At 71.5% G+C, this 20,927-nt stretch carries 18 protein-coding genes and 1 riboswitch; of the genes, 14 read left to right on the forward strand and 4 right to left on the reverse strand.

Annotated elements, in window-relative coordinates:
• The first annotated feature begins 7 nt into the window (after positions 1-7).
• From kdpC to AC07UH_RS13730, 3 genes are read left to right on the forward strand one after another with little or no spacing between them, the layout of a single operon-like run.
• On the forward strand, positions 8-574 hold the full coding sequence (gene kdpC / locus AC07UH_RS13720; RefSeq protein WP_495181656.1) for a potassium-transporting ATPase subunit KdpC: 567 nt from the start codon (positions 8-10) through the stop codon (positions 572-574).
• Positions 571-3,231, forward strand: a complete 2,661-nt coding sequence (locus tag AC07UH_RS13725; RefSeq protein ID WP_495181655.1) for a DUF4118 domain-containing protein — start codon at positions 571-573, stop codon at positions 3,229-3,231. The genes kdpC and AC07UH_RS13725 overlap by 4 nt, the downstream gene beginning before the upstream one ends.
• Positions 3,231-3,914, forward strand: a complete 684-nt coding sequence (locus AC07UH_RS13730; protein WP_495181654.1) for a response regulator transcription factor — start codon at positions 3,231-3,233, stop codon at positions 3,912-3,914. The genes AC07UH_RS13725 and AC07UH_RS13730 overlap by 1 nt, the downstream gene beginning before the upstream one ends.
• Before the next feature lie 93 nt (positions 3,915-4,007).
• On the opposite strand, the gene cobU is transcribed toward AC07UH_RS13730, so the two are convergent.
• A complete protein-coding gene (gene cobU / locus AC07UH_RS13735; RefSeq protein WP_495181667.1) occupies positions 4,008-4,529 on the reverse strand; it encodes a bifunctional adenosylcobinamide kinase/adenosylcobinamide-phosphate guanylyltransferase in 522 nt (173 codons plus the stop codon).
• A 28-nt stretch (positions 4,530-4,557) separates the two neighbouring features.
• Positions 4,558-4,761: riboswitch (cobalamin riboswitch) on the forward strand.
• Positions 4,762-4,898: 137 nt separating this feature from the next.
• Between cobU and AC07UH_RS13740 the strand changes: the two genes are divergently transcribed.
• Genes AC07UH_RS13740 through AC07UH_RS13790 form a run of 11 tightly spaced genes read left to right on the forward strand, consistent with a single transcriptional unit; the run spans position 4,899 to position 15,631 of the window.
• Positions 4,899-6,830 (forward strand): TonB-dependent receptor plug domain-containing protein, encoded by a 1,932-nt coding sequence (locus tag AC07UH_RS13740; RefSeq protein ID WP_495181653.1) that lies wholly within the window; start codon positions 4,899-4,901, stop codon positions 6,828-6,830.
• Complete coding sequence (locus AC07UH_RS13745) at positions 6,830-7,804, forward strand: aminotransferase class I/II-fold pyridoxal phosphate-dependent enzyme (protein ID WP_495181652.1); 975 nt, start codon at positions 6,830-6,832, stop codon at positions 7,802-7,804. Before AC07UH_RS13740 ends, AC07UH_RS13745 begins: the two co-directional genes overlap by 1 nt.
• On the forward strand, positions 7,801-8,403 hold the full coding sequence (cobO, locus tag AC07UH_RS13750; RefSeq protein ID WP_495181651.1) for a cob(I)yrinic acid a,c-diamide adenosyltransferase: 603 nt from the start codon (positions 7,801-7,803) through the stop codon (positions 8,401-8,403). The genes AC07UH_RS13745 and cobO overlap by 4 nt, the downstream gene beginning before the upstream one ends.
• Entirely contained in the window at positions 8,400-9,212 is an 813-nt protein-coding gene (locus AC07UH_RS13755) for an ABC transporter substrate-binding protein (protein ID WP_495181650.1), read from the forward strand. Before cobO ends, AC07UH_RS13755 begins: the two co-directional genes overlap by 4 nt.
• Entirely contained in the window at positions 9,209-10,171 is a 963-nt protein-coding gene (locus AC07UH_RS13760) for a FecCD family ABC transporter permease (RefSeq protein WP_495181649.1), read from the forward strand. The genes AC07UH_RS13755 and AC07UH_RS13760 overlap by 4 nt, the downstream gene beginning before the upstream one ends.
• A complete protein-coding gene (locus AC07UH_RS13765) occupies positions 10,168-10,938 on the forward strand; it encodes an ABC transporter ATP-binding protein (RefSeq protein WP_495181648.1) in 771 nt (256 codons plus the stop codon). Before AC07UH_RS13760 ends, AC07UH_RS13765 begins: the two co-directional genes overlap by 4 nt.
• Positions 10,935-11,846, forward strand: a complete 912-nt coding sequence (cbiB, locus tag AC07UH_RS13770; RefSeq protein ID WP_495181647.1) for an adenosylcobinamide-phosphate synthase CbiB — start codon at positions 10,935-10,937, stop codon at positions 11,844-11,846. Before AC07UH_RS13765 ends, cbiB begins: the two co-directional genes overlap by 4 nt.
• The gene (locus tag AC07UH_RS13775; protein ID WP_495181646.1) at positions 11,834-13,288 is read left to right on the forward strand and encodes a cobyric acid synthase; all 1,455 of its coding nucleotides are present in this window, start codon (positions 11,834-11,836) and stop codon (positions 13,286-13,288) included. Before cbiB ends, AC07UH_RS13775 begins: the two co-directional genes overlap by 13 nt.
• Positions 13,285-14,301 (forward strand): nicotinate-nucleotide--dimethylbenzimidazole phosphoribosyltransferase, encoded by a 1,017-nt coding sequence (gene cobT, locus AC07UH_RS13780; RefSeq protein ID WP_495181645.1) that lies wholly within the window; start codon positions 13,285-13,287, stop codon positions 14,299-14,301. The genes AC07UH_RS13775 and cobT overlap by 4 nt, the downstream gene beginning before the upstream one ends.
• A complete protein-coding gene (locus AC07UH_RS13785) occupies positions 14,301-15,065 on the forward strand; it encodes an adenosylcobinamide-GDP ribazoletransferase (RefSeq protein ID WP_495181644.1) in 765 nt (254 codons plus the stop codon). The genes cobT and AC07UH_RS13785 overlap by 1 nt, the downstream gene beginning before the upstream one ends.
• Positions 15,062-15,631 (forward strand): histidine phosphatase family protein, encoded by a 570-nt coding sequence (locus AC07UH_RS13790; protein ID WP_495181643.1) that lies wholly within the window; start codon positions 15,062-15,064, stop codon positions 15,629-15,631. Before AC07UH_RS13785 ends, AC07UH_RS13790 begins: the two co-directional genes overlap by 4 nt.
• On the opposite strand, the gene AC07UH_RS13795 is transcribed toward AC07UH_RS13790, so the two are convergent.
• The 3 genes from AC07UH_RS13795 to AC07UH_RS13805 form a co-directional block, all read right to left on the reverse strand.
• A complete protein-coding gene (locus tag AC07UH_RS13795) occupies positions 15,614-17,593 on the reverse strand; it encodes an ATP-binding protein (RefSeq protein WP_495189901.1) in 1,980 nt (659 codons plus the stop codon). The two genes, AC07UH_RS13790 and AC07UH_RS13795, sit on opposite strands and share 18 nt — an antisense overlap.
• A 2-nt stretch (positions 17,594-17,595) precedes the next feature.
• The gene (locus AC07UH_RS13800) at positions 17,596-19,095 is read right to left on the reverse strand and encodes an ATPase domain-containing protein (RefSeq protein WP_038665762.1); all 1,500 of its coding nucleotides are present in this window, start codon (positions 19,093-19,095) and stop codon (positions 17,596-17,598) included.
• A gap of 85 nt (positions 19,096-19,180) precedes the next feature.
• A complete protein-coding gene (locus tag AC07UH_RS13805; RefSeq protein WP_495181641.1) occupies positions 19,181-20,794 on the reverse strand; it encodes a M28 family peptidase in 1,614 nt (537 codons plus the stop codon).
• Positions 20,795-20,927 lie beyond the last annotated feature (133 nt).

Consider the following 20,927-nt stretch of genomic DNA (forward strand, 5'->3'; position numbering starts at 1 on the left):
ACCGACGATGACTTCCGATTTCACTTCCGCGCTCCGTCCCGCGCTCGTGCTGACGATCCTGTTCGCAGCCTTGCTCGGGATCGGCTATCCCCTTGCGATGACCGGTATCGGACAGACGCTTTTTCCCGCTCAGGCCAATGGCAGCCTCGTCACCGCCGGCGGCAGGGTGATCGGCTCGACCGTGGTCGGGCAGGCGTTCGTCAGCGACCGCTATTTCCAGACGCGGCCGTCGGCCGCCGGCAAGGGCTATGACGGGCTCGCCTCGTCGGGCTCGAACCTCGGCCCCGCCAGCAAGGCGCTGGTCGATCGCGTCACCCCCGACGTGGCGAAGCGCCGCGGCGAAGGCGTGACCGGGCCGCTGCCCGCCGATCTGGTTACTGCCAGCGGCTCGGGTCTCGACCCCGATCTGTCGCCCGCCGCGGCGCTGGCGCAGGCCCCTCGCGTCGCCCGGGTCCGTGGCCTGCCGGTCGCGACGGTGCGTGCACTGGTCGAGCGACAGGTGGAGGATTCGCCGTTCGGCGATCCGCACGTCAACGTTCTCGCGCTCAACCGGGCGCTCGACGCAGGCCGTTGAGCGACGCCGCCGCCCGCCCCGATCCCGACGCCCTGCTGCGCCACGCCGCGCAGGAGGGGCGCGGGCGGCTGAAGATCTTCCTCGGCGCCGCACCCGGCGTCGGCAAGACCTACGAGATGCTGTCTGAGGGGGCGGCGCGGGCGCGCGAGGGCGTCGACGTCGTCATCGGCGTGGTCGAGACGCACGGCCGCAGCGAGACCGAGGCGCTGACCCGCGGCTATACGATCGTGCCACGGCGGATCGTGACGCACGAGGGCCATGGCCTCGCCGAGATGGATATCGACGCTATCCTGGCGCGGATGCCGCGGTTGGTGCTGGTCGACGAACTCGCGCACAGCAATGCGCCGGGCAGCCGCCACGCCAAACGCTATCAGGACGTCGAGGAGCTGCTCGCGGCGGGGATCGACGTCTATTCGACGGTCAACATCCAGCACGTCGAGAGCCTCAACGACGTCGTTGCCGGCTTCACCCGCGTGCGGGTGCGCGAGACGGTGCCCGACCGCATCCTCGAACTGGCCGAGATCGAGGTCGTCGATATTCCGCCCGACGAGCTGATCGAGCGGCTGAAGGCGGGCAAGGTCTATCTGCCGCAGGAGGCGACGCGGGCGCTCGCGCATTTCTTCTCCAAGACCAATCTGTCGGCGTTGCGCGAGCTGGCGCTGCGCCGCGCCGCGCAGGCGGTCGATGCGCAGATGCTCGACCATGTCCGCGCGCTCGGTGTCGGCGGCACCTGGGCGGGCGGCGAGCGCGTCGTCGTCGCGGTCAGCGAGGCGGCGGGAGTCGAATCGCTGGTCCGCGCCGCCAAGCGGCTCGCCGACGCGCTGCACGCGCCATGGACCGCGGTGTTCGTCGAGACGCCGCGCACGCAAGCGTTCGCCGCGGCGGAGCACCGCCAGGTCGCCAAGGGGATGACGCTCGCGACGCAGCTCGGCGGCGCGGCGGCGGCGGTGCCGGCGCAGACCGTGCTCGCCGGGCTCAAGGCCTATGTCGGCGAGGCGCGCGCGACGCAGCTCATCGTCGGCAAGTCGACGCGCTCGCGCTGGTTCGAGCTGCGCCACGGCTCGATCGTCGACCGGCTGGTGCGCGAGACGCCCGACATCGCGATCCACGTGCTGCCGATGCCCGCCGCGGCGCGCGGCCGCCGGGCGGCGCCGGTCGATCGCTGGGGCAGCCGGAGCGGCTACGCCTGGACCGGCGCGATGGTCGCGGCGGTGACCGGCGTCGCCAGCGCGCTGTTCCACATCCTCGACCTCGGCAACGTTGCCTTGCTCTATCTGCTGCCGGTGATGATGGCGGCGAGCCTGTTCGGCCTGTGGACCGGGCTGTTCGCCGGGCTCGCGTCGAGCATCGCCTATAATTTCTTCTTCCTGCCGCCGACCGGCACGCTGACGATCAGCAATCCCGAAAACGTCGTGTCGGTGCTGGTGCTGCTCGGCATCGCGATCGCGACCAGCCATCTGACGGCGCGGGTGCGCGCGCAGGCGGATATCGCCGCGGCGAGCGCGCGGACCAATGCGGCGCTCGCCGGCTTCCTGCGCCAGCTCACCCGGCTGAACGATCCCGTCGCGGTGGCGCAGGCGATCTGCGACGAGGTCGGCCAATTGTTCGGGTTGCGCACGGTGATGCTCGTCGCCGAGGGGGCTGGGCTGGCGGTGCAGGCGGCGAACGGCAGCGACTATCGGCTCGAGACGATGGAGATGGCGGCGGCGCAATGGGCCTATGACGGCGGCACGCCCGCCGGGCGCGGTTCGGCGACGCTCGCCGCCTCGCAATGGTTCTTCCAGCCGCTGGTGACCGGCGAGCGGACGCTCGGCGTGCTCGGCCTCGCCAACGAGGCGGGCGGCGATCCGCTGCGCCCCGACCAGATCCCGCTGTTCCTGAACCTGATCGAACAGGCGACGCTGGCGCTCGAACGGCTGCGGCTGGAGATCGAGACGCGCGACCTCGGCGCGATGCGCGAGCGCGAGCGGTTGCGCACCGCGCTGCTGTCGTCGGTCAGCCACGATCTGCGCACGCCGCTGACCGCGGTGATCGCCGCGGCGGCGCAGCTGCACCATGGCGCCACCCCGGATCTGATCGCGACGATCGAGGGCGAGGCGGCGCGGCTGCATCGTTTCGTCGCCAACCTGCTCGACATGGCGCGGGTCGAGGCGGGGGCGCTGACGCTGCGCATGGAGGCGGTCGATCTCGCCGATGCGGTCGCCGGCGCGGCGCATGACGCCCGCCGTGCGCTGGACGGACATGCGGTGCAGCTCGACGTGCCGCCCGACCTGCCGCTGGTCCGCGCCGACCAGCAATTGCTCCACCATTGCCTGCTCAACCTGCTCGACAATGCCGGCCGCTATGCCGATCCCGGCACGCCGATCCGCGTCGAGGCGCGCCATCGCTACGGCGTCATCCTGCTGTCGGTCGAGGACGAGGGGCCGGGCCTGCCGCCGGGGCGCGAGGCGGAGGTGTTCGACACCTTCCGCCGCTTCGCCGGTTCGGATCGCGCGATCGGCGGCACCGGGCTGGGGCTGGCGATCGTCAAGGCGTTCGCAGCGGCGATGGGTATCGGCGTCGAGGCCGCGAACCGGCAGGACCGGCCGGGCGCGCGCTTCGGCCTGTCCTTTCCGGCGGCATTGATCGTGCGCGACATGGTGGAGGAAAGCGACTGATGGCGGCCAAGATCCTGGTGGTGGACGACGAACAGCCGATCCGCCGGCTGCTGCGCAACACGCTCGAACGCGCCGGCTATGCGGTGGTCGAGGCGATCAACGGCCGCGAGGCGCTGGCCGCGGTCGCCGCCGAGACGCCCGACGCGGTGCTGCTCGACCTCGGCCTGCCCGATCGCGACGGGCTCGAACTGGTGCCGCTGATCCGCCGGGCGGGCGACGCGGTGATCCTCGTCGTCTCGGCGCGCGACGCGACCGATCAGAAGGTCGCGGCGCTCGATCTCGGCGCCGAGGATTACGTCACCAAGCCGTTCGACGGCGAGGAATTGCTCGCCCGGCTGCGCGCGGCGCTGCGCCACCGCGGCATCGATGCGGCGGCGGCGAGCGTGATCCGCCGCGACGGGCTGGAGATCGACCTCGACCAGCGCCTCGTCCGCCGCGGCGGCGAGGCGTTCCACCTGACGCGCAAGGAGCATGACGTGCTCGCGGTGCTTGCCCGCCACCCCGGCCGGGTGGTGACGCACCAGCGAATCCTCGCGGCGGCGTGGGGCGGCGACGACGATCCGCGGGTGGAATATCTGCGCATCGTCGTGCGCAACCTGCGCCTGAAGCTGGAGGAGCCGAACGCGACCGGGAGCGTGATCGCCAACGAACTGGGCGTGGGATATCGGTTGCTGATGGGGTGAAAGAGGGGGGCGACCGTTCGCCCTGCGCTCCTCGAAGGGCAGGTGAGTCTCACCGTGCTTCGACAGGCTCAGCACGAACGGGTCAGGGGCGGCTCAGTCCCTCCCCGGAAACGGCTGCAACGGCAGCACCATGCTGGCGGCGACGAAATAGACCTCGCGCATCGCGGCGGCGACCTGCTGGTTGAGCCGGCCTGCGGCGTCGCGGAAGGCGCGGCCGAGCGGATGGTCGGGGACGATGCCGAGGCCGACCTCGTTGCTGACGACGAACAGCGGCAGCGGGGTCGCGGCGAGCGCGGCGAGCAGGGCGTCCGACCGCGCCGCGACGTCGTGCTCGCCGAGCATCACGTTGGTCAGCCAGAGCGTCAGGCAGTCGATCAGGATCGCGCCATCCTCGATTGCGGCGACCGCCTCGGGCAGCGCGAGCGGGCATTCGACGGTCGTCCAGCGCGTGTCGCGGTCGGCGCGGTGGCGGGCGATCCGGTCGGTCATCTCGCCGTCCCACGCCTCGGCCGTGGCGAGATAGTGGAGCGGGCCGGCGCAGCGCTCGGCGGCGGCCTGCGCCAGCCGGCTCTTGCCCGAGCGGGCACCACCCAGGAACAGCGTCTTGGCTGCGATCATCTTGCCTTCGTCTCCGCGGGGTTCTAGGGGCGCCGATGCGACAGGTTCCCAGAGATGGGATGAAAAGGGAACCCGGAAGCGAGCCTTGCAGCTCGTCAGCCGGGGCTGCCCCCGCAACTGTGACCGGCGAGCCCTGCTCCCCGCGCGCCACTGGATCATCCCGATCCGGGAAGGCCGGGCAGGGCGACGACCCGCGAGCCAGGAGACCTGCCCGTCGCGGTTGTCCTTCGTCCGGACGGGGTGTGCCGGCACGATCGAGGATTTCCTCGCGAGACGACGATGTTGGGGGCGTTGCGCGGCGGACAGACCGGTTCCGGCACATCCGCGGTGCGTGCTCCCGTTGTTGCAACGAAGGGGGAAACCATCGTGAAGAACTACGCCTGTCTCATCCTGCTGCCGTGCATCGCGGCCGCGACACCTGCCTTCGCCCAGACCGCGCAATCGACCAGCGGCCTTGAGCAGGTCGCCGACGCCGGCAGCGACATCCTCGTCACCGCCAATCGCGAGGCGCGACCCGCATCTACCGTCGGCCAGGCGGTGACCGTCCTCGACACCGCGACGATCACCCAGCGGCAGGCGGTGGTCGTCGCCGATCTGCTGCGCCAGACGCCGGGCGTCAGCGTGACGCGCAACGGCGGCGTCGGCACCGCGACCTCGGTCAACATCCGCGGCGCGGAGAGCGACCAGACCGTCGCGCTGATCGACGGGATCAAGCTCAACGATCCCTCGTCGCCGGGCGGCGGCTTCGACTTCGGCGGGCTGCTGATCGGCAATATCGCGCGGATCGAGGTGCTGCGCGGCGCGCAATCGGTGCTGTGGGGCAGTCAGGCGATCGGCGGCGTCGTCAACCTCATCACCCGCCAGTCGACCGAGCAGGTCGCGGTCAACGCGCGCGTCGAGGGCGGCTGGCACGAAACCGGGCAGGGCTTCGCCAACGTCTCGGGCAAGATGGGGCCGGTGTCGGCGAGCCTGGGCGGCGGTTATTACACCACCGAGGGCATCTCGGCCTATGCGCCCGGCACGGAGCGCGACGGCTATCGCAATTATGCCGCCAACGGCAGCCTCGGCATCGCGCTGGCGCCGACCGTCTCGCTCGATGTGCGCGGTTTCTATTCCAACGGCCGCACTGATATCGACGGCTTCCCGCCGCCCACCTTCGCCTTTGGCGATACGCGCGAATATGGCACGAGCGAGCAATGGACGGGCTATGCCGGACTCAATGCGGCGCTGTTCGACGGCCGGTTCCGCAACCGCTTCGGCTATGCGCATACCGATACCGACCGGCACAATTACGATCCCGACGGCACGCCGACGGAGACGTTCGCCGGCAAGGGGCGCAACGACCGGATCGAATATCAGGGCGTCGCCGATCTTGGTTCCGCGGTGTTCGCCACCTTCGGCGCGGAGCGCGAGGTGTCGCGCTTCACCACGGCAAGCTACGGCGGACCGGCGACCCGGGGGCGGGCGCGGATCTTCAGCGTCTACGGCCAGCTCGCGGTGACGCCGGTCGCCGGGCTGACCGCGACCGGCGGCGTGCGCCACGACGACCACAATATCTTCGGCGGAGCGACGACCGTCTCGGCCAGCGGCGTCTATTCACCCAACGATGGCGCGACCGCGTTCCGCGCGAGCTATTCCGAGGGGTTCAAGGCGCCGACCCTGTATCAGTTGCAGAGCGAATATGGGAATGCGCGGCTCAGACCCGAACGCTCGCGCGGCTGGGATGCGGGCGTGGCACAGAAGGCGCTCGACGGCGCGGTCGAGGCGAGCGCGACCTATTTCCGCCGCACCTCGTTCGACCTCATCAATTTCGTGTCCTGCGACACGTCCGTGGGGATTTGTGCCGACCGGCCGTTCGGCACCTATGACAATGTCGCGCGGGCGCGGGCGCAGGGTGTGGAATTCGCGCTGACGCTGCGCCCGGTCGAGGCGCTGACGGTCAGTGCCGCCTATACCTATCTCGACGCCAAGAACCGCTCGACCGGCACCGCCAATGCCGGCCGCGACCTAGCACGACGGCCGGATAACAGCGTGTCGGTCAACGCCGACTATCGCTGGCCGTTCGGGCTGACCACCGGCGCGACCGTCACCGCAGTGGGGGACAGTTTCAACAACGCATCCAACTCGCAGCGGCTCGACGGCTATGTCGTCACCGACCTGCGCGCATCCTTCCCGATCGTCGATCATGTCGAGGTCTATGGCCGGATCGAGAATGCGTTCGACCAGCGCTATCAGACGATCCTGCAATATGGCCAGCCGGGGCGCGGCGCCTTCGGCGGCGTCCGCCTGACCTATTGATGATCGACCCGCGCGCCCCTGTCCCCCATCCTTGGGCCACCTTCTGCGCCCATGGCGGGCGGGTGGCGGCGGCGCGCGCGGCGTTCGGCGGCGCGGACTGGATCGACCTGTCGACCGGCATTGCGCCGTGGTCTTGGCCGTTCGAAACGCTGGCGGGACTCGATCGCCTGCCCGAGCCGGCGGAGATTGCGGCGCTGGAGGCGGCGGCGGCGCGGGCGTTCGGCGTCGCCGACCCCGCGCAGGTCGTCGCGGTGCCGGGGACCGATCTGGCGATGCGGCTGCTCGCGCCCCTGATCGGCGCGCGCGCGCCGGCGGTGCGCCATCCCGGCTATGCCGGGCATCGCGCGGCATGGCCGGAGGCGGAACTGGTGGCGGAGGGGCCGGGCGACCACGACCTGTTCGTGCTGGCGAGCCCGGCCAATCCAGACGGGCGCGTCGCCGACCCGGTGGATCTGCTGGCCGCGCCGATGACGCTGGTGCTCGACGAGGCCTATACCGATCCCGCCGCCGGTCTGTGCCCGCACGCGTCGGACCGGCTGATCGTGCTGCGCTCGTTCGGCAAATTCTACGGCCTGCCCGGCTTGCGGCTCGGCTTCGTGGTGGCGGGGGCGGGGATCGCCGGCGGGCTGCGTGCGATGCTCGGCGACTGGCCGGTGTCGTCGCCGGCGGTCGCGATCGGCACCGCCGCCTATCGCGATATCGCATGGCGGCGTGCGCAGGCGAGCCGCATCGTCGAGACGGGCGCGCTGCTCGACACGGTGCTGGACGAGGCCGGACTGGCGCTGGCCGGCAGCGCGCCCTTGTTCCGGCTGGTCGCCTGCGACGATGCCGCGCGGCTGTTCGGGACGCTCGCGCATCATGCTATCCTGACCCGTCCCTTCGCCGACCGGGCCGACCGGCTGCGCATCGGCCTGCCGCGCGGTGCGGCCGCGCTCACCCGCCTCGCCGCGGCCCTCGAGGAGTATCGCTCATGACCGACGACTATGCCCGCCACAACGCCCGCATGGCGAAGGTCGCCGCGGCGCGCGAGAAGATGCAGGCGCGCCGCACGCTCGAACGCGGGCTGCTGATCGTCCACACCGGCAACGGCAAGGGCAAATCCTCCTCCGCGTTCGGGATGGCGATCCGCAGCATCGGCTGGGGCCTCAAGGTCGCGATCCTCCAGTACGTCAAAGGCAAATGGGAGACGGGCGAGCGCAATTTCTTCGAGGCGCATCCCGATCTCGCCACCTTCGAGGTGATGGGCGAGGGCTTCACCTGGGACACGCAGGATCGCGCGCGCGACATCGCCGCGGCACAGGCGGCGTGGGAGCGGTCGAAGGCGATGATCCTCGATCCCGAGATCGATTTCGTCATCCTCGACGAGCTCAACATCGTGCTGCGCGACGGGACGCTGCCGATCGACGATATCGTGGCGTTCCTCAAGGAGCGGCCACTGACCAAGCATATCTGCATCACCGGCCGCCACGCCAAGCCCGAATTGCTGGCGATCGCCGATCTGGTCACCGAATTCGGTGAGGTGAAGCATCCGTACAACGCCGGGTTCAAGGCGCAGAAGGGCGTCGAATATTGATCCGGCCGCTCGCCGTCGCGCTCGCCGCACTGCCGCTGGTGTCGGCGGCCCCGCCGCCGCGGCCGCCGCGGATCGTATCGATCAATCCGTGTATTGACGCGGTGCTGATGCACGTCGCCGACCCCGCGCAGATCGCCGGGATCAGCCATTATTCGCAGGACCCGCGAGCGACCTCGATCCCGCTGGCGCAGGCGAGGCGCTTCGCCGCAACCTCGGGGACGGCGGAGGAGGTGGTGGCGCTGGCGCCCGACATGGTGCTAACCGGCCCGCACGTCGCGCCCGCGACGATCGCGGCGCTGACCCGGATGAAGATCCGCATCGTCCAATATCCAGTGCCGGACACGGTCACGGAAAGCGAGGAGCAGGTGCGCGATATCGCGCGGGTCGTCGGCCATCCGCAGCGCGGCACGGCGTTGGCGGCGCGGATCGCGGCGGCGGCGCGGCCGGCGGCGGTGACGCCGGTGCCGGCGCTGATCTGGCAGTCGGGCGGGCTGGTGCCGGGCAGCGGCACATTGTCCGCCGACTTGCTGCGCCGCGCCGGGTTTCGCGACATGAGCGCGACCTACGGCCTCAAGAAATGGGACGTGCTGCCGCTCGAATATCTCGTTGCGCGGCCGCCGCGCGTGCTGCTGTCGACCGCCGCGGCCGACGTCGGCGAGGACCGGATGACGTCGCATCCGGCGGTGCGGCGGCTGGCGGGGCGGATCACCGTCGCGCCCTATCCGACGCGGCTGATGAATTGCGGCGGGCCGACGATCATCGCGGCGATGGCGCGGCTGCGGCAGGTGCGCGGGGGATTCGGGGCATGACGCGGCTCAATATCGGACTGCTGGTCGCGCTGTTTGCCGTCGCGGCGCTGTCGGTCGCGGCGGGCAAGGTGTGGGTGCCGTGGGACGCGTGGACCGCCGCCGATCCGCGCTCGATCATCATCGTCGAGCTGCGCCTGCCGCGCACCGTGCTGGCGCTGGTCGTCGGCGCGGCGCTCGGCCTGTCGGGGGCGGTGATGCAGGGCTATCTGCGCAATCCGCTCGCCGATCCGGGGCTGTTCGGCGTGTCGACCGGCGCGGCGTTCGGCGCGGTGCTGGCGCTCTATTTCGGCTATGCCGCGCAGATGTGGCTGTTGCCGGGCTTCGCGCTGGTCGGCGCGGGGGTGACGATGGCGTTGCTCGCGCTGATCGCCGGCCGCTCCGGGAGCCTGATCCTGTTCACGCTGGCGGGGATGATCCTCACCAGCATCTTCGGCTCGCTGACCAGTCTGGCGATCAGCCTCGCGCCGACGCCGTTCGTCTCGTCGCAGATCGTGACGTGGCTGCTCGGCGCGCTGACCGACCGGAGCTGGGACGACGTCAAGGTCGCTGCGCCGCTGGTCGCGGTCGGCGCGGCATTGCTGTTCGCCACCGGCCGCTCGCTCGATGCGCTCACATTGGGCGAACAGGCGGCACGGTCGATGGGGGTCGATCCGGCGCGGCTGCAACGGCTGGTGATCGCCGGAGTGGCGCTGACCGTCGGCGCCTCGGTGGCGACGGCGGGACAGATCGGCTTCGTCGGGCTGATCGTGCCGCATATGGTGCGGCCGTTCGCCGGACACCGGCCGTCGGCGATCCTGCTGCCCTCGGCGCTGGGCGGCGCGTTGCTGCTGACGCTGGCCGACGCGCTGGTGCGGATCGTGCCGACGGTCAGCGAGTTGCGGCTCGGCATCGCGATGTCGATGCTGGGCGGGCCGTTCTTCCTCTATCTGCTGATCGCGATGCGCCGGAGGCTCGCATGACCGGACTCGCGGCCGAGGGGATCGGCCTGACGCTCGGTGGCAACCGGGTGCTCGACGACGTCAGCTTCGCCTTCCGGCGCGGGCGGGTGACCGCGCTGCTCGGCGCGAACGGTGCGGGCAAGAGCACGTTGCTTGGCTGTCTCGCCGCGCTGCGCCGGCCGGACCAGGGCGCGGCGACGCTCGACGGGGTCGACGTGCAGGCGCTCGACCGGCGGGCGCGGGCGCGCGCGATCGGTCTGCTGCCGCAGGCGGCGGACGTGCATTGGGATATCGACGTCGCGACGCTCGTCGGGCTCGGGCGGCTGCCGCATCGCGGCCGCTGGGGCGAGACCGACGACGACCGCGCCGCGGTGGCGCGCGCGCTGGCGGCGACCGACATGACCGGCTTCGCGACGCGCGGCGTCGAGCGGCTGTCCGGCGGCGAGCGCGGCCGGGCCTTGCTCGCGCGGGTGCTGGCGGGCGAGCCCGACTGGCTGCTCGCCGACGAGCCGCTCGCCAGCCTCGATCCGGCGCACCAGCTCGACGTGCTCGCGCGGCTGCGCGGTGTCGCCGCGGGCGGCAGCGGCGTGGTGCTGGTGCTGCACGACCTGCATCTCGCGGCGCGGATCGCCGACGACGCGGTGCTGCTGCGTGGCGGGCGCGTCGTCGCGGCTGGGCCGGCGGAGACGGTGCTGACCGCGCCGCTGATCGCGCAAGCCTATGGGGTGGAGGTCGAGATCGGCGTCACCCCCGCCGGGCAGCGCTTCATCCTGCCGATCACGCGGTGAGCCATGCGCTGCCGCTGCTCCTCGTGCTGATCGCGGAGGCGGCGTTCGGCTATCCGCGGCGCTGGCGGCATCCGGTGGTGGCGGTGGGGGCGCTGATCGATGGGGTCGAGCGGCGCTGGAACCGCGGCGACGCGGTGCGGCAGCGGCTCGGCGGGGTGGCGCTGCTGGCGCTGCTGGTCGGGCTGGCGGCGCTGGCCGGCGGCGCGATCGAGCGGCTGGCGGGGCAGCGCTGGGGACTGGTCGCGGTGGTGGCGATCGGCACCACCGGACTGGCGCAGCGCAGCCTCCACGATCATGTCGCGGCGGTGCTGGGGCCGCTCGCTCGCGGCGACCTGCCCGCGGCGCGGCGCGCGGTGGCGATGATCGTCGGCCGCGATACCGAGACGCTCGACGAGCGCGGCGTCGCCGTCGCAGCGATCGAGAGCCTTGCCGAGAGTTTCTGCGACGGCGTCGTCGCGCCCGCCTGCTGGTTCCTCGTCGCCGGCCTGCCGGGGCTGTTCGCCGCCAAGGCGATCAACACCGCCGATTCGATGGTCGGCCATCGGACGCCGCGGCTGGTCCGGTTCGGCTGGGCGTCGGCGCGTGCGGACGATCTGGTCAACTGGCTGCCGGCGCGGCTGTCGGGCATGTTGGTCTGTCTGGCGGGTGGCGGCGGCTGGGCCACGATGCTGCGCGATGCGCGCCGCCATGCCTCGCCCAACGGCGGCTGGCCCGAGGCGGCGATGGCGGGGGCGCTGGGGCGGCGGCTGGGCGGCGCAATATGCTATGACGGCGAGCCGGCGCAGCGCGCGGTGCTGGGCGCGGGGCCGCTGCCCGATGCCGCCGATCTGGCGCGGGCGCTGCGCATCTATCGCATCGCCTGCCTGTTGCTGTGGATCCTCGTCGGAGCCATGGCATGGGCGCGGTGATGCTGCAGGGGACCGGGTCGGACGTCGGCAAGTCGGTGCTCGTCGCCGGCCTGTGCCGCGCGTTCGCCAACCGTGGCCTCATCGTCCGCCCGTTCAAGCCGCAAAATATGTCGAACAACGCCGCGGTGACGGCCGACGGCGGCGAGATCGGCCGCGCGCAGGCGTTGCAGGCGATCGCCGCGCGCGTCGCGCCGCACGTCGACATGAACCCGGTGCTGCTCAAGCCGCAGAGCGACCGCACCTCGCAGCTCGTCGTCGCCGGCCGGTCACGCGGAACGCTCGCGGCGGGCGACTATTGGCGGCGCAAGCCCGATCTGCTCGGCGAGGTGCTCGATGCCTATCGGCGGCTGGCGGCGGCGGCGGATATCGTCGTGGTCGAGGGGGCGGGGTCGCCGGCCGAGATCAACCTGCGTCGCAACGACATTGCCAACATGGGCTTCGCGCGGGCAGCCGGGGTGCCGGTGGTGCTGGTCGGCGATGTCGATCGCGGCGGCGTGATCGCGTCGCTGGTCGGGACGCGGGCGGTGATCGACGCGGACGATGCGGCGATGATCCGCGGTTTCATCGTCAACAAATTCCGCGGCGACCCCGCATTGTTCGAGGACGGCGCGACCGCGATCGTCGATCGCACCGGCTGGCGCAGCATCGGTGTCGTGCCGTGGCTGGCGGAGGCGGCGCGGCTGCCCGCCGAGGATGCGGTGGCGCTCGGGCGGGAGAGCGGCGGCGCGGGGGTGACGATCGCGGTGCCGATGCTGTCGCGGATCGCCAATTTCGACGATTTCGACGCGCTGGCGCACGAACCGGGCGTGCGGCTGGCGATGATCCCGCCGGGCCGGCCGCTGCCGGGCGATGCGGCGCTGGTCGTGCTGCCCGGGAGCAAGGCGACGATCGCCGACCTCGCGTTTTTCCGTGCGCAAGGGTGGGACGTCGACCTCGCCGCGCATGTTAGGCGTGGCGGGCGGGTGCTGGGCATCTGCGGTGGTTATCAGATGCTCGGGCGGACGGTCGCCGATCCGCTGGGGATCGAGGGGCCGGCGGAGACGGTCGCGGGCCTCGGGCTGCTGCCGGTCGACACGGTGATCGCCGCGGACAAGCGGACCCGGCCGATCACCGGCGAGATCGACGCGGGCATCGGCTTCACCGGTTATGAGATTCACGCCGGCGTCACGACGCCCGATGCGGGCACGCCGCCGCTGCTCCGCTTCGCCGATGGCGTCGCCGACGGCGCGCGGGCTCAGGACGGCCGCATCGCCGGCTGCTACGTCCACGGCCTGTTCGACGACCCCGCCGCACGCGCGCATCTGCTCGCCCCGCTCAATGTCGTCTCGGACGGGTTCGACCGGCGCGAGGCGATCGATGCGGCGCTCGACGCGATCGCCGCGACGCTGGAACGGGTGCTCGACATCGACGCGCTGATCGCGCTTGCAAGGACCGCCGCATGACCGACGCCGACGTTCGCGCCCATCTCGATGCGCTCGCCAAGCCGCGCGGCAGCCTGGGGCGGCTGGAGGATATCGCGGTGCGGCTGGCGCGGACGCAGGATCGGCTCGATCCGCGCACCCGGCCGCGGCGGATCGTGCTGTTCGCCGGCGATCACGGCTGCGTCGCCGATGGCGTGTCGGCCTGGCCCTCGGCGGTGACGGGGATGATGGTCGCGACGATCCTCACCGTCCGCGCCACCAGCAACGCGCTCGCCGCGGCGCACGATTGCCCGCTGCGGCTGGTCGACGTCGGCGTCGCGGGGCCGCGGATCGAGCACGCGCCCGCTTTCTTCTGCGACGCGCGGGTGGCGGACGGCACCGCGAGCCTTGCGCAGGGCGCGGCGATGACGGCGGCGCAGTTCGAGGCGGCGTGGCAGGTCGGCGCGGAGGAGGCGGATGCTGCGATTGACGACGGCGTGGCGCTGCTGATCGCCGGCGAGATGGGGATCGGCAATACGACGCCTGCCGCGGCGCTCACCGTGCTGCTGACCGGACTTCCCGCCGCGGCGGCGGTCGGGCGGGGTGCCGGCGCCGATGCGGCGATCGTCGCTAACAAGACGCGGATCGTCGCCGACGCGGTCGCGCGGGTCGCGCCGGGGCTCGCCGGGGACACGCTAGGGACGATCGCCGCGGTCGCCGGCTATGAGATCGCCGCGATGGCGGGCTTCTTCGCACGCGGCGCGGCACGCGGCGCGACGCTGCTGCTCGACGGCTATGTCGCCACGGCGGCGGCACTTGTCGCAGAGCGGCTCGCCCCCGGCAGCGTGCGGGCAATGATCGCCGGGCATCGCTCCGCCGAACCGGGTCATGCCGCGGCGCTCGCTCAGCTCGGGCTGGAGCCGTTGCTCGATTGGGGCATGCGGCTGGGCGAGGGAAGTGGTGCGCTCGTCGCGCTGCCGCTGCTCGACGCGGCGGCGGCGGTGCTGTGCGACGTCGCGCGGCTTGATGCGATCGGTGCCGAGCGGGCGGATTGATGGCGCGCGCGCCGCTGTGGGCACCGCCGTTGCTGGCGGTGCAGTTCCTCACCCGGCTGCCGGTGCCGGCACTGGCGCGGCTGGACGCGGCGGCGGCGGCGGACGGGTTCGCCCGGGCGATGGCGTGGCTGCCTCTCGTCGGCGCCTTGATCGGGGGAGTGACCGCCGCAGTCTTCGTCGCGGCGCAGGCGCTGTGGCCGCCGATGATCGCGGCGCTGCTCGCGCTGGCGGTCGAGGCGCTGCTGACCGGTGCCTTGCACGAGGATGCCGTCGCCGATTTCTGCGACGCCTTCGGCGGCAGCGCGCGCGGCGAGGCCGCGCTCGCGATCATGCGCGACAGCCGGATCGGCAGTTATGGGGCGCTCGGCCTGGGGCTGATGGTCGGCTTGCGGCTGGCGGCGATCGGCGCGCTGCCGCCGATGCTGGCGGCGGCGGCGATCGTCGCGGCGGCGGCGGTGGGGCGGTTGTGGGCGGTGCTGCTCGTCGCGATCCTGCCGCCGGTGGCGACGGGGACGGCGGCGCGGGCCGGCGGGGTGCCGCCGCGCCGGGCGCTCGCCGCGCTGGCGCTGACGGTGCCGGGCGTGCTGCCGCTGGCGTGGCTGAGCCCGCTGTCGCTGCTGGTCGCTGCCGCGATCGGCGTGGCGGTGCTGGGGTGGCTGGCGCGCTTCCTGCGGCGGCGGATCGGCGGCAGCACCGGTGATTGCCTCGGGTTCGCCGCCTACGCCGGTCAGCTGACGCTGCTGCTCGCAGTGGCGGCGGGATGATCGCGCAGGTGCTGCTCGTCCGCCATCCGCCGGTGGCGAAGGCGTGGGCGGGGCGGTGCTACGGTCGGTCCGACATGGGGTGGAGCCGCGACGGCGCCGCGCTGGCGCGACGGCTGGCGACCGAACTCGCCGCCGAACCGTTCGCGACGATCGTCCATTCCGGCGCGATCCGCACAAGGCGACTTGCCGGGATGGTCGCGCGGCTGACGGGGCGGCCGGTGCAGGACGATCCCCGGTGGCTGGAGCGCGATTTCGGAACCTGGGAGGGGCGACGCTGGGATGCGATCTGGCGCGAGACCGGCGACCTGATGGACCGGATGATGACGCATCCGCGCGACTTCCGCCCCGGTGGCGGCGAGACCGGGCTCGACCTCGCCCGCCGTGCCGGCGCCGCGTGGGACGCGCTGCCGCGCGCGGAGAACGTGCTGGTCATCAGCCATGGCGGACCGATCGCGGCGATCCGGACGCGGCTCGCCGGCCTGCCGCTCGAACGGATGATCGCGGCAGTGCCGCCGTGCGGCGCGATCGTCCGTCTGCCGCGCCTGGGGTCAGCGGACGACGCGTAACCCCTTGGCGGTCTTGGGCGGCTGGTGGAGCAGCGCATCGACGCGCGCGGCGAGATCGACCTGGCGGAACGGCTTGGCGAGCCGCGGCACGTCGCCGGGCACGTCGGCGCCGGTCGCGGCATAGCCGGTGATCAGCAGCGCGGGCAGAGGGTGGCCGGTGGCGCGCAATTCGCTGATCAGCGCTGCGCCGGTGATCCCCGGCATCAGATAATCGGTGACGAGCAGGTCGACGTCGACGCCGCCGCGGATCGCCGCCAGCGCCTGGCTGCCCGACGCTGCCTCGACGACCTGATAGCCGATGTCGCGCAGCATGTCGGCGGTGGCGAAGCGGACGATGTCTTCGTCATCGACCAGCAGGATCTTGGCGGCGCGACGCGCGGTGACCGGCTCGTTACGGTGGTCGGCGACCACCGCGGGTTCCTCTTGCGTCGCCGGCAGCCATAGTTCGACGCGGGTGCCGCGGCCCGGCTCGCTCGACAGTGTCAGCGTCCCGCCCGATTGCGCGGCGAGGCCGTGGATCATCGACAGGCCGAGCCCGGTGCCCTTGCCGACGCCCTTGGTCGAGAAAAATGGCTCGGTCGCGCGGGCCAGTGTCGCCTTGTCCATGCCGATGCCGGTATCGCTCGCCAGGATGCGCACGTAGCGGCCGGCGGACAGGCCGATGGCGTTGCGTTCGTCGACCGCGGCGCCGCCGACGGAGATGGTGAGCTGGCCACCGCCCGGCATCGCGTCGCGCGCATTGATCGCGAGGTTGAGCAGGGCGAGTTCGAGCTGGTTGGGATCGACCCGCGCCGACGGCAGATCGTCGGCGACCTCGATCGTCACCTTGATCGTCGGCCCGAGCGAGCGGCGGATCAGATCGACCAGCCCCTCGATCAGCGCGCCGACGTCGACCGCCTTTGGCTGCAAGGCCTGGCGTCGTGCGAAGGCGAGCAGCCGCTGGGTCAGCGTCGCAGCACGCTCGGCCGCCTGCATCGCACCGCTTACCATCCGCTGCGTACGCTCGTCATCCTTGTGCCGCCGCCGGACGAGATCGAGGCTGCCGACGATCGGGGTGAGCAGATTGTTGAAATCGTGCGCGACGCCGCCGGTGAGCTGGCCGATCGCGTCCATCTTCTGCGCCTGGGCGAGCTGGGCGTCGGCCTCTTTCCGCGTGGTGATGTCGGCGACGACGCCGGTCAGCCGTTCGGGCGCCCCATCGGCATCGTAGCGCATCCGCCCCTTCTTGCTGATCCAGCGACGGCTGCCGTCGGCACCCTGGATCGCGCATTCGACATCGAGCGAGCCGGTCCGCGCCGCATCGGTTAGCGCCGCAGCGATCTCGTCGCGCTGTGCCGGGTCGACATGGCCGATCAGCCGCTCGACCGACCAATAGGATTGCGGTTCGCCATAGCCGAAGATCTCGTCGTGGCGCGGGCTGCGGCGGATATCGCCGCTGGCGACGTCGAGGTCCCAACTGCCCATGCCCGCCGCCTCGAGCGCGAATTCGAGGCTGTCGCGCGCCGCCTCGAGTTCGGCGGTACGCTGCGCCACCGCCGCCTCCAGCGTCGCGGCGGCGGTACGAAGCTCGTATTGCCGCTGCCGCGCCTTGATCGCCGAGCGGACCGCGCCCAGCATCGCCTCGGCATGCAGCGGCCGTTCGAGCATCACGACGTTGCCGAGTTCGTCGAGCCGCTGCGCCGCCGCCGGCGAGCGCGGCGCGCGGCCGCCGTTGGCGAGCATCACGAACGGCAGGTCGGACCAGGTCGGCTGCGCCGCGACCCAGGCGGCCAGCGCCGACCGGTCGCCGGCGACCAGCGCCTCCTCGGTGATCAGCACCGCGGCGACGCCGCGCGCCAGTTCGGCGACGAGCGTCGCCAGATCGGGTACGATCTCCGCCGGGATCGCGCCACGCCGCAGCAGGTCGGCGGCGACGAAGGCATCGCGCCCCCGCGGCGCGAGGATGAGGACGCGATCGTCCATCGTCATCCGCCACCGCCGTCGGCCCGCGCGAGCAGCGCCTTGCTCTCGCCCGAAAAGCTCGGCGCGATGCCCAGCACGTTCTGGAACGACGCCAGCGGTTCGCCCAGATGGATGCCGCCGTCGCCGATGCGGAATTCCCTCATCGTACGCTCGTGGCGGGCGGTGCGCGTCTTGATGACCGAAATCGCCTGCCGCACTGCGCCGAACGCCTCGAAATAGCGGAGCTGGACCGCGGTGTCGGCGAGATAGCTGAGATCGATGTCCGCCCGCACGTCGCCGAGGATGCCGTGCATCCCGAGGATCAGCAGCGAGGCGACGCCGCGCTGGCCGAGATAGGTCAGCAGCTCATGCATCTGGAGCATGAGGAACTGCTCGCTTGGCATCGATTGCAGATAGGCGTTTAGGCTGTCGATGACGATGATGCGCGCCGCATCGTCCTCGACGGCGGTGCGGACCGTCGCGGCGAATTCGCCCGGCGACAGTTCGGCGGGATCGATCGCGCGCAGCGTCAACTGGCCGTTGGCGAGATAGGGATGCAGGTCCATCCCCAATGCCTGCGACCGTGCGAGCAGCGTCGGTGTGCGCTCGTCGAACAGGAAATAGGCGGCATTTTCGCCGCGGCGCAGCGCCGCGATCATGCATTGCACGGTCGTCGTCGTCTTGCCGACGCCGGCGGGGCCGGTGAACAGCGTCGCCGTGCCGCGGACGAGACCGCCGCCGAGCAGCGCGTCGAACGCCTCCGATCCCGTCGACACGATTTCGAGGTCGTGCTCGGCCTGATAATCGGCCGCGGTCAGCCGGGTATAGACCGTCAGGCCGCCACGCTCGATCTCGAAATCGTGATATCCCCCGCGGAAGCGCACGCCACGCATCTTGACGACGTGCAGCCGTCGCCGCTGCGCACCGAATCCCGAGAGCGTCTGTTCGAGCGCGATCACACCATGCGCGATGCTATGCAATTGCAGGTCGTTGCCCGTCCCGCTCTTGTCGTCGAGGACGATCACCGTGCACTGGCGGGTCGAGAAGAAATGCTTCAGCGCCAGGATCTGGCGGCGATAGCGGATCGGGCTCTGTGCGAGCAGACGCAGTTCGGACAGGCTGTCGATGACGACGCGCGCCGGGCGCAGTTCGTCGACCTTGGCCATGATCGCGCGCACCGTCTCGCCCAGCTCGACTTCGCTGGGATGCAACAGCGTCTGTTCCTGATCGTCGCCCAAGCCATCGGCGGGTACCATCTCGAAGACGGTGATCGGATCGAGCGACCAGCCGTGCGTCTCGGCGACGGCGAGCAACTCCACCTTCGTCTCGGCAAGCGTGACGTACAGGCCGGCCTGGCCGATCGCGGCACCGGTGAGCAGGAAGCCGAGCCCCAGCGTCGTCTTGCCCGTTCCGGGCGTGCCCTCGACGAGATAGAGACGCTCGGGCGTCAGGCCGCCGTTGAGGACGTAATCGAGCCCCGAAATGCCGGTGGATGCCTGGGTCGATCGTATAGCCTGTGCCAATCCGGTCTCCGTAAGACGTTTCCGGATGACGACGGTCCCGGTGCTGATTCTCGTTAGGCGTTTCGACGTCTAGCGCCTAGCCGCGTCACCGTCGTGCCGTATCGGTCTTAGCGCGCTCCGCGGCAAAGGGTTCCGTGGCGTTCCAGCCCGGCCACGTCCGCCCCTCGGCGATCTCGCGGCCGAGCGTATAGGCGACGCTGCCTTCCTGCGCCGCACCGGTCATGTCCCAGCGCGCGTCATATTCGTCGCAGGTCTGGTGATAGCAGCGCGCGTTATAGGCGCTGCGCTTCGCCTCGCCCGTCGCCATGCCGCCGGCGACGACGTCGCGGCCGGCACGGAAATAGACGCCTGGCACGCCCTTGGCGGCGAAGGCATAATGGTCGGAGCGGTAATACCAGCCCGCTTCGGTATTCTCCTCGGGGTCGACGCGCAGGCCCTGTGCCGCGGCGACGCGGGCAAGATCGGCCTCCAGCGGCGTGCGGCCGACGCCGATCAGCTCGAGATTGCGGGTGCGGCCGAGCACGACATGCGGGTCGAGGTTGAACTGCGCGGCGGTGGTCGCGAGCGGCAACGCCGGGTGATCGGCATACCAGGTGGCGCCGAGCAGGCCCTTTTCTTCGGCGGTCCACAAGGCGAACACCACCGAGCGGCGCGGACGCGGTGCGGCGGCGAAGACGCGGGCGATGTCGAGCAGCGTCGCGGTGCCGGTGCCATTGTCGATCGCGCCGTTGCGGATGCGGTCGGCGGGCGGGTCGAAATCGTTCTCGCCATAGGCGTCCCAATGGGCGCCGTAGAGGATGCTGCCCGCGGCGGGATCGCTGCCGGGCAGGATGCCGATGATATTGTGGCTTTCGGCGCGATCGAGCCGCGTCGTCAGCGTCGCGCTGAACGTCGCACCCGGCAGGACGATGCCGGTGAAGTCGGCGCGCTGCGCGGCGCGCTTGGCCGCGGCATAGTCGAGCCCGCCCTGCGCGAGCAGCCGGACGCCGATGTCGTTTCGCAGCGTGCCGCGCAGGCCGAAGGCGGGCGGCACATTGCCGGTATCGAGCGCATAGCCCGGCACCGCATCGCCGTTCGCCAGTTGCAGCCACGGATAGCTCGACGGGAAGGTGTCGTGGATCTGCACGAAGGCGGCGGCGCCGCGCTTCTGCGCCTCGGCGAGCTTGGTGCGCGCGGCGGGGCTGGAGGCGCGGCCGCCGAAGCCGAGATCGCGCCCCGCCTCGACATCGGGATCGCCGGCCAGCGCCACCACCAATTTGCCGCGCACATCGACGCCGCGATAGGGATCGTAGCCGAGCCTGGGCTCGACCACGCCATAGCCGACGAACACCACGGGTATGCGGTCGAGCCGCGTCTCGCCGACGATGCGCGAACTGGCGGAGATTTCGACGCCGGGCCGCAGGGAGAGGGCGGTGCCGCCGAGGTCGAGCGTCATCTCGGCCCGCTCGCGCGTCCAGCGGAGCAGGGGGACGCGCTGGCGATAGCCGGTGTCCCCGGCCGGCTTGAGGCCGAGCTTGGCGAAGCGTTGTTCGAGAAAATCGAGCGTGACTGGCTCGCCCGCCTGCGTCGGGCCGCGGCCGTGGAAACCGTCCGCGCCGAGCGTGCGGACGTCAGCCTTGATCCGCTCGGGCGAGAGGATCGGCGGCCGGGGATCTGTCGCGGCGACCAGCAACAGGGCGAGCGGGAGCAGGCGTTTCATGGGGGCGAAGGTGCCGCGCTTCGGGGCGGCGCACAAGCGGGGGTTGCGGAGGTTTCCGGGGTGACGTTCGACTTTCCTGCTCGTCACCCCGGACTCGTTCCGGGGTCCACTCTGCGGCGAGGAGGCCGGCTTG

Source organism: Sphingomonas sp. GW821-FHT04B01 (genome assembly GCF_059420425.1).